Origin of the sequence: Streptomyces sp. ALI-76-A (assembly GCF_030287445.1) — a bacterium.
Taxonomy (GTDB): domain Bacteria; phylum Actinomycetota; class Actinomycetes; order Streptomycetales; family Streptomycetaceae; genus Streptomyces.
In genome coordinates, this window is sequence record NZ_JASVWB010000002.1 from 870,774 (window position 1) to 883,937 (window position 13,164).

9 protein-coding genes and 1 pseudogene are annotated in these 13,164 nt (G+C 74.2%); 8 read left to right on the top strand and 2 right to left on the bottom strand.

Annotation, left to right across the window (positions count from 1 at the left end; genetic code table 11):
* The first annotated feature begins 56 nt into the window (after positions 1 to 56).
* The gene (locus QQS16_RS04685; protein ID WP_286060337.1) at positions 57 to 1,295 is read left to right on the top strand and encodes a DUF4032 domain-containing protein; all 1,239 of its coding nucleotides are present in this window, start codon (positions 57 to 59) and stop codon (positions 1,293 to 1,295) included.
* A gap of 40 nt (positions 1,296 to 1,335) precedes the next feature.
* On the opposite strand, the gene QQS16_RS04690 is transcribed toward QQS16_RS04685, so the two are convergent.
* On the bottom strand, positions 1,336 to 2,211 hold the full coding sequence (locus QQS16_RS04690) for a universal stress protein (RefSeq protein WP_286060338.1): 876 nt from the start codon (positions 2,209 to 2,211) through the stop codon (positions 1,336 to 1,338).
* Between the two features lie 62 nt (positions 2,212 to 2,273).
* On the opposite strand from QQS16_RS04690, the gene QQS16_RS04695 reads away from it, so the two are divergent.
* The 5 genes from QQS16_RS04695 (at position 2,274) to QQS16_RS04715 (ending at position 9,445) form a co-directional block, all read left to right on the top strand.
* The gene (locus QQS16_RS04695; protein ID WP_286060339.1) at positions 2,274 to 2,627 is read left to right on the top strand and encodes a VOC family protein; all 354 of its coding nucleotides are present in this window, start codon (positions 2,274 to 2,276) and stop codon (positions 2,625 to 2,627) included.
* 161 nt (positions 2,628 to 2,788) lie between these two features.
* Positions 2,789 to 4,465, top strand: coding sequence for an NAD(P)/FAD-dependent oxidoreductase (locus QQS16_RS04700; protein WP_286060340.1), 1,677 nt, complete (start codon positions 2,789 to 2,791; stop codon positions 4,463 to 4,465).
* On the top strand, positions 4,462 to 5,922 hold the full coding sequence (locus QQS16_RS04705; RefSeq protein ID WP_286060341.1) for an ATP-binding protein: 1,461 nt from the start codon (positions 4,462 to 4,464) through the stop codon (positions 5,920 to 5,922). Before QQS16_RS04700 ends, QQS16_RS04705 begins: the two co-directional genes overlap by 4 nt.
* Positions 5,919 to 6,281 carry a UBP-type zinc finger domain-containing protein gene (locus tag QQS16_RS04710; protein WP_286060342.1) on the top strand — a complete coding sequence of 121 codons (363 nt, stop codon included), beginning with the start codon at positions 5,919 to 5,921 and terminating at the stop codon, positions 6,279 to 6,281. Before QQS16_RS04705 ends, QQS16_RS04710 begins: the two co-directional genes overlap by 4 nt.
* Positions 6,282 to 6,478: 197 nt before the next feature.
* A complete protein-coding gene (locus QQS16_RS04715; RefSeq protein ID WP_286060343.1) occupies positions 6,479 to 9,445 on the top strand; it encodes a helix-turn-helix transcriptional regulator in 2,967 nt (988 codons plus the stop codon).
* 1 nt (position 9,446) lies between these two features.
* Here the strand turns inward: QQS16_RS04715 and QQS16_RS04720 are convergent, their stop codons facing one another.
* A complete protein-coding gene (locus QQS16_RS04720; RefSeq protein ID WP_502963761.1) occupies positions 9,447 to 10,661 on the bottom strand; it encodes an SGNH/GDSL hydrolase family protein in 1,215 nt (404 codons plus the stop codon).
* 194 nt (positions 10,662 to 10,855) lie between these two features.
* On the opposite strand from QQS16_RS04720, the pseudogene QQS16_RS04725 reads away from it, so the two are divergent.
* Positions 10,856 to 11,452: pseudogene (locus QQS16_RS04725) on the top strand (serine hydrolase domain-containing protein); the annotation flags it as partial.
* A gap of 219 nt (positions 11,453 to 11,671) precedes the next feature.
* Positions 11,672 to 13,138, top strand: coding sequence for a CAP domain-containing protein (locus tag QQS16_RS04730; protein WP_286066227.1), 1,467 nt, complete (start codon positions 11,672 to 11,674; stop codon positions 13,136 to 13,138).
* Positions 13,139 to 13,164 lie beyond the last annotated feature (26 nt).

Here is a 13,164-nt window from a genome sequence, read left to right on the forward strand (position 1 = left end):
GAGGTGACGATCACCGCGAGGCACGACGCACGACGCGACAGAAGGACACGCGACCCATGGCTCTGCAGATCAGCGCGACCAATCCGGAGCACCCCGCGCTCCTGCTCGAACTGCCGTGGCACCTGCCCCTGGAGGAATGGCCCGAGGAGTACCTCGTGCCACTGCCGCGCGGTATCTCCCGCCACGTCGTGCGCTACGCCCGCGCCGGGGACGAGGTGATCGCGGTCAAGGAACTCGCCGAACGCCCGGCGCTGCGCGAGTACGAGCTGCTGCGCGACCTGGACCGGCTGGGCATCCCCGCCGTCGACCCGCTGGCCGTGGTCACCGGACGCACCGACGCCGACGACGCCCCCCTGGAGCCGGTGCTGGTCACCCGCCACCTGGGCGGCTCGATGCCGTACCGGTCGATGTTCGAGACGACGATGCGGCCCGCGACCATGCACCGGCTGATGGACGCGCTGGCCGTGCTGCTGGTGCGGCTGCACCTCGCCGGGTTCGCCTGGGGCGACTGCTCCCTGTCCAACACGCTGTTCCGGCGCGACGCGGGCGCGTACGCCGCGTACCTGGTGGACGCGGAGACCGGTGACCTGCATCCGCAGCTCAGCCCCGGACAGCGCGACTACGACCTGGACCTGGCCCGGGTCAACATCAGCGGCGAGCTGCTGGACCTGGAGGCGTCCGGGGCGCTGCACCCCTCCGTGGACCCGGTCGAGTTCGGCCGGGAGATCTGCGCCCGGTACGCGGGCCTGTGGCAGGAGCTGACACGCAGGTCCGTGTACCCGGCGGGCAAGTACCACTACATCGAGCGCCGGATCCGCCGCCTCAACGAGCTGGGTTTCGACGTGGCCGAGATGCAGATCGAGCACTCCTCCAACGGCGACACGGTCACCTTCGTGCCCAAGGTCGTGGACGCCGGTCACCACCAGCGCCAGCTGCTGCGGCTGACCGGCCTGGACGCCGAGGAGAACCAGGCCCGCCGGCTGCTCAACGATCTGGAGAGCTGGATGGCCACCCAGCACGACTACGCCCCGGGCGACCCGCTCGCCGCGCGCCCGGAGGTACTCGCCCACCGCTGGGTGCGGGACGTGTTCCGCCCGACCGTGCGGGCCGTGCCGCTCGACCTGCGCGGCGCGATGGACCCGGCCGAGATCTACCACGAGCTGCTGGAACACCGCTGGTACCTGTCCGAGCGCGCGCAGCACGACATAGGGCTGGACACGGCGGTGGAGGACTACATCGAGAACATCCTCCCCAAGGCGCGGGAGACGCTCCAGCCCACCCCCTCCGCCGACTGACCGCGGACCGGCCCGGGCCGGCCGACGAGGTCCGGCCGGCTCAGGCCGGCGGCGGCACCACCGCCACCGGGCAGCCCGCGTGGTGCAGCACACCGTGGGCCACCGATCCGATCCGGGCGCCCACCGCCGTACGGCGGGCACGGCGTCCGACGACCATCAGCTGGGCCTGCCCGGCCACCGACAGCAGGACCTGCCCGGCGCTGCCCATCTCCACGTGCTCGACGACCGGCACCTCCGGGAACCGGTCCCGCCACGGCTCCAGCGCGGCGGCCAGGGCCTTCTTCTCGTACGGCTCCAGACCGCCGGCCTCGTCGAGGAGCTTGAGCGAACCGGGGCTGTAGGCGAAGAGCGGCGGCAGGGTCCAGGCCCGTACCGCGCGCACCGTGGCCCCGCGCGCCGCCGCCGTCTCGAACGCGAACCGCAGGGCGTCGGCGCTGTCCTGCGGATCGCCCTGCTGGCCGACGACGATCTCGCGGCCCGCCGCCTCGGCCGCGGGCTCGTCCCCGGCGCGTACCAGGACGACCGGCCGCGCCGCCTCCACGATCACCTGCTGGCCGACCGAACCGACCAGGAAACCGACGACCCGGCCGTGCCCGCGTGAGCCGAGCACCAGCATCTCGGCGTCGGCCGCCGCGGCGACCAGCGCCTCCGCCTCGGGGCCCTGCACCACGTCGGTGGACACCTCCAGCTCCGGGTGCCGCTCGGTGACGGTCCGGGCGGCCTCGCCCACCGCCTCCCGCGCCCATCCGGCCTGGACGTCGGGGTTCGCCGCCTCGATGACCTCGTGCGGCTGGTACCGCCAGGCGTGCACCACCCGCAGCGCGAGCTTCCGGCGGGCCGCCTCCCGGGCCGCCCAGGCCAGCGCGGCCCGGCTCTCCTCGGTTCCGTCGACCCCTGCCGTGATCGGGCGCGTCATGCGGGTGCCTCCCCTGTGTCGTGTTCATGTGCGTCGCCCCCAGTCTTCACTACGCTGCCGGCATGACCTTGGACTGGGAGCAGGTTGTCGTGGACGCGGCCGATCCGGGGGCGCTGGGCCGCTGGTGGGCCGAGGCGCTCGGCTGGGTGGTGGTGAACGAGGATCCCGACGAGTACGAGATCCGGCCGGAGAAGGACCGCCTGCCGGGGCTGATCTTCGTGCCGGTACCGGAGGGCAGGACGGTCAAGAACCGGCTCCACCTCGATTTCCGCCCCGACGACCAGGATGCCGAGGTGTCCCGGCTGCTGGCCCTGGGGGCGCGGCCCGCGGACATCGGTCAGGGCGAGCAGAGCTGGGTCGTGCTCAGGGATCCGGAGGGCAACGAGTTCTGCGTGCTGGGCGCGCGCCGCCGCTGAGAGGCGGCCGCGGGTGCCCTGTCCTGTGCTGAGAGCGCACCCCGGCGGGCATCCCGGCGCGCACGGGGGCGATCGAACATACGATGGCCTGGAGCCGGCACGGTGGCTGAAGAACGACGTGGCCCGCCGTGCCGTCGGTCCGACCTCGGGGTGGGAGACGTATGGCACAGGCCGCGGACGCGACGCGGACCGTCATCTTGACCGTGGACGACGACCCGGGAGTGTCCCGGGCCGTCGCCCGGGACCTGCGGCGCCGCTACGGCGAGTCGTACCGGATCGTGCGCGCCGAGTCCGGCGAGTCCGCGCTGGAGGCCCTGCGTGAGCTGAAGCTGCGCGGCGACCTGGTGGCCGTGATCCTCGCGGACTACCGGATGCCGCGGATGAACGGCATCGAGTTCCTGGAGCAGGCCCTGGACGTGTATCCGGGGGCGCGCCGGGTGCTGCTGACGGCGTACGCGGACACCAGCGCGGCGATCGACGCGATCAACGTCGTCGACCTGGACCACTACCTCCTCAAGCCGTGGGACCCGCCCGAGGAGAAGCTGTACCCGGTCCTGGACGACCTCCTGGAGGCATGGCGGAGCAGCGACTTCCGGCCGGTGCCCGCCACCAAGGTGGTCGGCCACCGCTGGTCGGCGCGTTCGTCGGACGTGCGGGAGTTCCTGGCCCGCAACCAGGTGCCCTACCGGTGGTACTCGGCGGACGAGCCCGAGGGGCGGCGGCTGCTCGCGGCGGCCGGTCAGGACGCCCGGCGGCTGCCGCTGGTGATCACCCCGGACGGCACGCCGCTGGTCGAGCCGGAGGCGCCCGAGCTGGCCGCGCGGGTGGGGCTGGCCACGACGCCGGCGGCCGACTTCTACGACCTCGTCGTCATCGGCGGCGGCCCGGCGGGCCTCGGCGCCGCGGTGTACGGGGCCTCCGAAGGGCTGCGCACCGTGCTGGTGGAGCGGTCGGCGACCGGTGGACAGGCGGGCCAGAGTTCCCGCATCGAGAACTACCTGGGCTTCCCGGACGGCGTGTCGGGCGGTCAGCTGACCGAGCGGGCACGCCGGCAGGCGACGAAGTTCGGTGCCGAGATCCTCACCGCGCGCGAGGTGACGGGGCTGGAGGCCAACGGCTCCGCGCGGGTCGTCCGGTTCTCCGACGGCTCGGCCATCGCCGCGCACAGCGTGATCCTGGCGACCGGCGTGTCGTACCGGGAGCTGGAGGCGCCGGGCACGGCCGACCTGACCGGCTGCGGCGTCTTCTACGGTTCGGCGCTGACCGAGGCGGCCTCCTGCCAGGGCCACGACGTGTACATCGTCGGCGGCGCCAACTCGGCGGGCCAGGCGGCGATGTACCTCGCCCGGGGCGCCAAGTCGGTGACCCTGCTGGTGCGCGGTCCGTCGCTGTCCGCGTCGATGTCGCACTACCTGATCCAGCAGATCGAGGAGGCGCCGAACATCTCGGTGCGCTGCGGCACGGTCGTGGACGCGGTGCACGGGTCCGGGCGTCTGGAGCAGCTGACGCTGCGGCATGTGGAGAGCGGCGAGAGCGAACTCGTCGACGCGCAGTGGCTGTTCGTGTTCATCGGGGCGGCCCCGCTGACCGACTGGCTGGACGGCGCGGTGCTGCGGGACGAGCACGGGTTCATCCTGTCCGGGCCCGATCTGACAGCGAACGGGCGGCCCCCGGCCGACTGGGAACTGGACCGGCCGCCGTACCACCTGGAGACCAACATTCCCGGCGTGTTCGTCGCGGGTGACGCCCGCGCCGAGTCCGCGAAACGGGTCGCGTCCGCCGTCGGAGAGGGAGCCATGGCCGTGATGCTCGTCCACCGGTACCTGGAGCAGTCGTGAGCGGGCGGCCGATGCCGTGCAGCCCGCGGGAGGTCGGCTCGCTGTTCCTGTTCGAGAAGCTGTCACCCGAGCAGTTGGGACGGCTGTGCGCCGCGGGCCGGGTGGAGAGGTTCGAGCCCGGACCGGTCTACACCGAGGGCGAGCCCGCCACCTGCTTCTACGTGATGATCGAGGGCACGGTGGTGCTCTCCCGCCGGGTCGGCGGCGACGACGTGGAGGTCAGCCGGACCTCGCAGCGCGGGGTGTACGCCGGGTCGATGCAGGCGTACCTGGGCGACCGGGTGCCGCAGGTGTACAACAACTCGATGCGCGTCACGGAACCGACGCGGTTCTTCGTGCTGCCCGCCGAGACGTTCTCCGGCTTCATGCAGGAGTGGTTCCCGATGGCGGTGCATCTGCTGGAGGGGCTGTTCTTCGGGTCGAAGAGCATGCAGCGGGCGATCGGACAGCGCGAACGGCTGCTGGCGCTCGGCTCGTTGTCCGCCGGTCTCACGCACGAGCTCAACAACCCGGCGGCGGCTGCCGTACGGGCGACCGCGACACTGCGGGAACGCGTGGGCAAGATGCGGCACAAACTGCGGGTGATCTCCGCGGGCTCGTACGCGCCGGAGGTGCTGGCGAACCTCATCGAGATCCAGGAGCGCACCGCCGAACGCGTGGCCAAGGCCCCCGTGCTGAGCCCGCTCGAGGCCTCCGACCGGGAGGACGCCGTCACCGACTGGCTCGACGACCACGACATCCCGGAGGGCTGGCGGATCGCCCCCGTCTTCGTGCAGGCCGGCCTCGACATCGACTGGCTGGACCAGGTGGCGGCGGCCGTGGACGAGGCGATCCTGCCGAGTGCGATCGGCTGGCTCAACTACACGGTCGAGACCGAGCTGTTGATGGACGAGATCGACGACTCCACGTCCCGCATCTCGCATCTCGTCGACGCCGCCAAGCAGTACTCGCAGCTCGACCGGGCCCCCTTCCAGGTGGCGGACGTGCACGACCTGCTGGACAGCACCCTGCTGATGCTGTCGGGCAAGATCGGCCCGCGGATCAAGGTCGTCAAGGACTACGACCGCACCGCCCCGAAGGTGCCGGCGTACCCGGCGGAGCTCAACCAGGTGTGGACCAATCTGATCGACAACGCGGTCCACGCCATCGACAGCACGGGCGGGGAGGGGACGCTGACCGTGCGGACGGCCCTGGACCACGACCGGCTGCTGGTGGAGTTCCGCGACACCGGACCCGGCGTCCCCAAAGAGATCCGCAGCCGTATCTTCGACCCGTTCTTCACCACCAAGCCGGTGGGCGAGGGCACCGGGCTGGGCCTGGACATCTCCTGGCGGATCGTCGTCAACAAGCACCACGGCTCGCTCCTGGTGGAGTCCGAGCCGGGTGACACCCGCTTCCAGGTCCTGCTTCCGCTCACGGCCGCGGAACCCGACACATCACCCGAGGAGCCCGCATGACCAGCGACCACGCCATCGACGGAATCGACACGGCCGTACCGCCGAGCGGGGCGGGCTGTCAGGAGTGCGACGCCGCCGGCGGCTGGTGGTTCCATCTGCGGCGCTGCGCGCGGTGCGGCCACGTCGGCTGCTGCGACTCCTCCCCCGCCCAGCACGCCACCGGGCACTTCCAGGAGACGGGGCATCCCCTGGTGCAGAGCTTCGAGCCCGGCGAGGGCTGGTACTGGAACTACGCCACGAACGAGCTGTACGAGTCGGGGCCCGAACTCACCCCGCCGGCCGGCCATCCCGCGGACCAGCCCGCGCCGGGCCCCGCGGGGCGGGTGCCGGCCGACTGGGCACGATCGTTGCGCCAGTGAGCGCCCCGGGGTCCGGGGGGTCCCGTCCGGAGACGGCTGGGAGTGGCTGGTGGCCGGTCGCCCCACGCGGCTGAGCCGGACGTCGATGCGGCGCGGCACCCCGTCAGGCCGGCTCGGCCGCCCTGAACTCCGGAGGGGCTGTCCGTCCCCTGTGCCAGGCCGCAGGGCCTGTCCGTCCCCCGTGCCAGGATGGAGGTGTGCCGACGATCTCGAACACCGCACCGCTCATCGGCCGGGAGGACGAACTCGCCCACCTCACCGGCGTGCTGGAACGCGCCCGGAGCGGTGAGGCGAGGGCGGTCCTGATCGCCGGGGACGCCGGCGTAGGCAAGACACGCATGCTCCACGAGGTCGCCGGGCGGGCCGCCCGGTCCGGCACGACGGTGCTCACCGGGCACTGCGTCGACCTCGGTGACGTCGGCCTGCCGTACCTGCCGTTCACCGAGGTCCTGGGCGTCCTCGCGGCCGACCCGCGGTTCGCGGACGCGTTCGCGGCGCATCCGGTGGTGGACCGGCTGCTGGGCGGCGGCACGGACGCCGTGCGGGACACGGGCGACCGGCTGCGGCTCTTCGAGGGCATCGCGGGGCTGCTGGCCGACCTCTCGGACATCGCTCCCCTGCTGCTCGTCCTGGAGGACCTGCACTGGGCCGACCAGTCCTCCCGGGACCTGCTGCGGTTCCTGCTCAGCCGGGGCATCCTCCAGCGGTCGGCGGGCGGCGCGCCCACGCACCGGCTGGCCGTGTTCGCCTCCTACCGCGCCGACGACCTGCACCGCCGCCATCCGCTGCGGCCGCTGCTGGCCGAGTTGGTGCGGCTGCCCTCGGTGGAGCGGCTGGAGCTGCGGCCCATGGCCGACGCCGAGGTGGCCCGCCTGGTGCGCGCCCTGGGCGACAGCGCGCTGGCGGACACCACGGTCCGGCGGATCGTCGAGCGCGCCGAGGGCAACGCCTTCTACGCGGAGGAACTGCTGGCGGCCACCGACCCGGCGGCCGGGGGTGTGCCCAGCGGTCTCGCGGACGTCCTCCTCATCCGCTTCGAGCAACTCTCCGACACCGCCCAGCAGGTGCTGCGCACGGCCGCGGTGGCGGGACGCCGGGTCGAGCACGATCTGCTGCGGGAGGCGGTCGGGCTCCCCGAGGACGAGCTGGAGTCGGCGCTGCGCGAGGCCGTCGGGCGTCAACTGCTGGCCCCCGGCACCGACGACACGTACGCCTTCCGGCACGCCCTGGCCCGTGAGGCGGTCTACGCCGACCTGCTTCCCGGTGAACGGGCGCGCCTGCACGGCGCGTTCGCCCGGCTGCTCACCGGGCGGGGCCGGCCTGCCGAGAGCGCGGCGGAACGCGCCCACCACTACCGGGAGAGCCATGACCTGGCCGAGGCGCTGGCCGCCTCGCTGGAGGCGGCCGGCCACGCCCGGTCGCTGGGGGCGCCCGCGGAGGAACTGCGGCACCTGGAAACGGCCCTGGACCTGTGGTCGGCGGTGGAGCCGTCCGCGCGGCCCACGGGTGAGGGCGTCGACCGGGTGACCCTCACGCTGCGTGCCTCGGCGGCGGCCGCGCACGCCGGGGAGGCGCACCGGGCGGTGTCGCTCACCCGGGCCGCGCTCGCGGGCGTCGACCAGGACGCGGACTCGGAGCTCGCCGCGCGGGTGCGGTACACGCTCGCCGGGAACCTGATCAGCGTCGACAGCCAGACGGCGGCCTTCGCCTACAGCAGCGAGGCCCTCGCCATGATCCCGGCCGATCCCCCGTCCCGCACCTGGGTGTGGGCGGCTGCCACCCATGTCCTGGCGGCGCGTCAGGTCGGGGAGAACGAGACCGCGCTGCGGGTCGCCCGGCAGGCCCTGAGCGTCGCGGAGCGGCTGGACGTGACCGACGCGCGCGCGGATCTGCTGATCTCGCTGGCGGCCCTGGGCGGCGGCCGCCAAACCCAGGAGGGCCGGGAGCGGTTGCGGGAGGCCCGGGATCTCGCGCGCCGCTCGGGCAACGCGCCGGTGGAGATGCGCGCGCTGTTCAACCTCGCCGTCGGCTGCTTCGAGTCCGGTGACCTCGACGAGTGCCTGCCCTGGCTGACCGAGGGGCTGGACCGCGCCCGCCGTGCGGGCCTGCTGTCCTCGCCCTATCCGCTGGAGATGCGCTACCTGCGGCTGTTGGTGCTGTACACCCTGGGCCGCTGGGAGGAGTGCGTACGCGCGGCGGCCACCGACTCCGACGTGCTTCCGGCGGCCGGCGGGTACACGGTCGGCCCCGCGCTGTACGCGGCGCTGGCGCGCGGCGACCTCACGGCCGTCCACCGGGCGGGCACCCTGCTCGACGGTCCGTTCGACTGGATGGGCACGCTGGTCGCGGGCATCGTGCTGACCGACGCGGCGGCGTGGCAGGGGGATCCGGAGGCGGCCGTGGCGCGGATGCGGTCCACCCTGACGGCTCTCACGGACGACGCGGGCACACTGCCCGACGTCACGGTCCGGCTGGCCGCCCTCGCCCTGTCCGCGGTGGCCGACCGGGCCGCCGCGCTGCGCGGGAGCGGTGACGAGACGGGTGCGGCCCGCTGGGCGGACACCGCGACCGAACTGCGTGACCTGGCCCGGCGCACGGCCACGCGCGGCGAGGACGCCACCGCGCAGGGACCGGAGGGGCAGGCGTGGCTGGCCCGGGCCGAGGCGGAGTGGGCACGGGCCGTGACCGGTCCGGACGCGGCGGCCTGGAGCCGGGCGGTCGCCGCCTTCGACTTCGGTGACGTGTACGAGCGGGCGCGGTGCCGGATGCGGCTGGTGGAGGCCCTGGTGGCGGCCGATCGGCGCGAGGAGGCGGCCGTGGAGGCCCGCGCGGTCCGCGAGACGGCCACCCGGCTCGGTGCCACGCCGCTGCTGGACCAGGTGAACGCGCTGGTCCGGCGGGGGCGCCTGGCGGACACCGCGGCCGCCGGGGACCGTGCCCCGGTCCTGACCGCCCGGGAGCGGGACGTCCTGCGGCTGCTCGCCCTGGGGCGCAGCAACCGGCAGATCGGCGAGGAGCTGTTCATCACCGGAAAGACGGCGAGCGTGCATGTCTCCAACATCCTCGCCAAGCTGGGCGCGGCCGGACGTACGGAGGCGGTGGCCGTCGCCTACCGGGAGGGCCTGATCACTCCGGAGCCGAGCGGCTCGGGGCGCCCGTCCTGACCTACCGCTTCACGCGGTCGCAGTCGAGGCTCTCCAGGTCGACGGCGTCGGCCATCGCCCGCATCCCCCGGTCGCCGGGGTGCAGATGGTCGCCGCCGTCGAAGGCGGGCCGGATCCGTTCCGGGTCACGGGGACTGCGCAGGACACGGTCGAAGTCGGTGACGGCGTCGAACTCCCCGCCGGTCCTGATGTAGGTGTTGACCGTCCGGCGTACCGCCTCGGCGTCCTCGTCCCACTCGGGCCAGCCCTTGAAGGGCGCGATCGTGGCGGCGACGACGCAGATGCCGGCCGCGTGCGCCCGTCCGGTGATCTCGCGGTAGCCGTCGATCAGTTCCCCGGCGGTGACGCCGGTGCGCGCCTTGATGTCGTTGACGCCCTCGAAGAGGAACACGGTGCGTACCCCCGGCTGCGCGAGCACGTCCCGTTCCAGCCGGTTCAGGGCGCTCGGTCCGGCGCCGTCCGCGAGGACCTTGTTGCCGGCGATCCCCTCGTTGGCGACGCCCCGCACGTCGCCCTCCGCCTGGTGGAGGCGGCGGGCGAGGTGGTCGGGCCAGCGGCGGTTCAGGCCGCCGCTCGCATGCCGGCCGTCCGTGATGGAGTCGCCCAGGGCCGCCACCGCCGTGGTGCCCGCGCGGGCCCGGACGGAGACCGCGTCGAGGTAGGACCAGGAGCCGGTGGTCCGCGTCCAGGAGGCGGCGCTCTCCTCGCCGGTGTGGTCGCCCGAGGTGACGTAGGACGTCTGAAGGGCCAGCCAGTGGCCGGTCAGCGGGCCGGCGGCGTCGGGGGTGTGCAGGCTGACGACCAGGTCGGTCAGGGCGGGCAGCCGGCCGGGCAGCGGATCGCTGAGCACGGTCTCCCCGGCGGGAACGGTCACCGAGCGCGCCCCCTCGAAGGTCAGCCGCCGGTTGCTGCCGCGCACCAGCTCGGCGCCCCGCTTCCGCAGGCCCGCGTAGACGCTGCCGAAGGTCACCGGCCGGTCCCCGAAGGCGTTGGAGAGCCGGATGCGCGGATCGCTGCCCGCGACGCTGGTGCGGACGACGAGCCGGTAGCCGCGGTCGGCGACGGCCTCGCCGACGACGTGGGCGCTCGCTCCCCAGGTGATCACGCCGGCCGGGACGTCGGGGGCCCCGGCGGGAGGGGACGTGGACTGACAGGCGCAGACCAGCAGCAGCGCCCCGGCCACCCGGCCCACGCCGTCGGCGTAACGGACCGTCACCTGCCGGGACCCTTCGACTCGGCGCACTCCGGGGGCTTCGCACTCACTACCCGGACCTTACCCGCGCACCTCCAGCGCCCTGATCCGCCCCGGGCGAAGCGGGGTGAACACAAGCCTCGAATCACCGTTTTCACGCCGCTCCCAGCCCATACTGTGCGCAACTCATCGCCGGCGACGGACAGGCGAACGGCCGGATGGCATCAGCGACGGCGCGTACGGGCACGGTGGTCGGGGCGGTCCTGCTGTCCCTCCTGGCAACTCCCGCGCAGGCCGCGCCCCGGGAACCGGCGGCCGCCGAATCCGGCACCACCGTGCTGCCCGAGCCCGACACCACGGCTTCGCGCGGTGTTCTGCGCACGGCGCTGCGGCAGGGCGCGCCCGGTGCGACGGCACGGATCGACGACCACGGGGCGGTGTACCGCACGGCCGTGGGGGTGGCCGACCGCGCGACCGGACGGGCCATCAGCAACGCCGACCGCTTCCGCGTGGGCAGTGTCACCAAGGTCTTCACGGCGGTGGTGCTGCAACTCGTCGACGAGCGGCGGCTGACGCTCGACTCCCCCGTCAACCGCCATCTGCCGGGGCTGCTGCCCGACGACCGGATCACGGTGCGGCACGTGCTGCGCCACCGCAGTGGGCTGTACGACTACACGAACGACATGTTCGCGCGGACGGTCCCGGGCTTCGAGGCGGTCCGCGACCAGGTCCTCACCCACCGCCAGTTGGTGGACCGCTCCCTGCGCCGGCCGCGTACCACCGCGCCGGGCGCCGGGTACGCGTACTCGAACACTCCGCGTTCTGCGGCAGACGGACGAGGACGGCGCGCGGCCTCACCGCGCCCGTCGAGCGGCGTGAGGACATCGCCCCGGGCATGGTGCGGGACTGACCGCGCGGGCGGCGGCCGGACCGGCCGCACGGCGGCGCGGGGCGCCGGCGGGAACCCTCGCACTCCGGTGCGCGTTGTCCGGACGACCCCACGGGGTCCCGTACGACGACATCAGGGCGGCGCGATGAGCGATCTGGTTCCCGGGGGCAATCTGCCCCTCCCGGGCGGTGCCGTGACCGTCCGGGTCCCCGGCCCGTTCGACGTGTCGGCGCTCATCACCGACGACGGCGGCCGGGTCCGGGGCGACGACGACTTCGTCTTCTACAACCAGCCGGCCGCGCCCGGCGCCCGGCTGCACGGCGACACCCTGACCGTCGACCCACGTGGACTGCGCGGGGGCGCCAGCCGGGTGACCGTGGTCGTCAGCCCCGCCGATCCCGCCACTTCCCTGGGCCGGCTGCCCGCTCCCACACTGCACGTCACCGGTCCGGGCGGGCGCCCGCTGGCCCGGTTCGCCCCGCCGCGTCCCCGGCAGGAGACCGTGCTGCTCCTCGCGGAGTTCTACCGGCGCGGCGACGGTTGGAAGCTGCGCGCGCTGGGCCAGGGGTACGCCGACGGACTGGCGGGGCTGGCGCGCGACTTCGGGGTGGACGTCGTCGACGAACCGGCGGGGTCGCGGGCCGCGCACACACCCCCGTCCGCGACCCGCACCACGACCTCGCCCCCGCCGGCTCCGGCCCGTCGGGCACCGCACGCGCCGCCGCCGGCCCGCCCGGCGCCCCCCATCCCGCCCCCGGTGCGCCCGGCGCGCCCGGCCCCGCACGTGCCCTCGTCGGCTCCCCCGGTCCAGACGGCCCACCACGCCCCCTCCCCCGACCCGGACGGCTTCCTCGCCCTGGTCAACTCCGCCCGCGCCGGTGCCGGTTCTCCCCCGGTCTCCCTCGACACCCGGCTGGCCGGCGCGGCCCGAGCCCACGCGTCCGCGATGGCGTCGGCGGGGCGCCTCGGCGCGGAGGGCCCGGACGGCGTCTCCGTCCACCAGCGCGTCACCGCCGCCGGATACGCGTATCTCACCGTCGGCGAGCACCTGGTCTCCGGTCCGCGGACGCCCGCCGAGTTCGTCGCGTACTGCCTGCGCACCGAACAGCCCCGCCGCACCCTGCACGACCCGGCGTTCACCCACGCCGGGCTGGGGTACGTCACCGACGCCCGTTCCGGCGACACGTACTGGACCGCCCTGTGGGCGACGCCCTGCACGCCCGCCGGCCTGGCACGGACACAGGCCGAGGTCGTCGAGCTCACCAACCGGGAGCGCCTCCGGGCGGGACTGTCCGCCCTGGCGGTGGATCCGCCGCTGGTCACCGCCGCGCAGGCGTACAGCACGGACATGGCGGCCCGCGCCTTCTACTCCCACACCTCTCCCGAGGGCACCCAGCCCTGGGACCGGGCCGCCGCCGCGGGTTCCACCCGGCGTTCGATCGGTGAGAACATCGCCTGCGGCCAGCGCTCCCCCGCCGAGGTGGTCGACGGCTGGATGAACAGCCCCGGCCACCGCGCCAACATCCTGAAGCCGCACTTCACCCACATCGGCGTGGGTTTCGCGGGCGGTGGCCCCGCGGGCGCCTACTGGACCCAGCTCTTCGGCGGCTGAGGAAGGGTGCGTGGCGGAACACGCGG

What these genes read in the sequence shown, in the direction of transcription:
- QQS16_RS04685 (WP_286060337.1), top strand. Translation starts at nt 57, where the DNA reads ATGGCTCTGCAGATCAGCGCGACCAATCCGGAGCACCCCGCGCTCCTG.
- QQS16_RS04690 (WP_286060338.1), bottom strand. Translation starts at nt 2,211, where the DNA reads ATGACGCGCCCGATCACGGCAGGGGTCGACGGAACCGAGGAGAGCCGG.
- QQS16_RS04695 (WP_286060339.1), top strand. Translation starts at nt 2,274, where the DNA reads ATGACCTTGGACTGGGAGCAGGTTGTCGTGGACGCGGCCGATCCGGGG.
- QQS16_RS04700 (WP_286060340.1), top strand. Translation starts at nt 2,789, where the DNA reads ATGGCACAGGCCGCGGACGCGACGCGGACCGTCATCTTGACCGTGGAC.
- QQS16_RS04710 (WP_286060342.1), top strand. Translation starts at nt 5,919, where the DNA reads ATGACCAGCGACCACGCCATCGACGGAATCGACACGGCCGTACCGCCG.
- QQS16_RS04730 (WP_286066227.1), top strand. Translation starts at nt 11,672, where the DNA reads ATGAGCGATCTGGTTCCCGGGGGCAATCTGCCCCTCCCGGGCGGTGCC.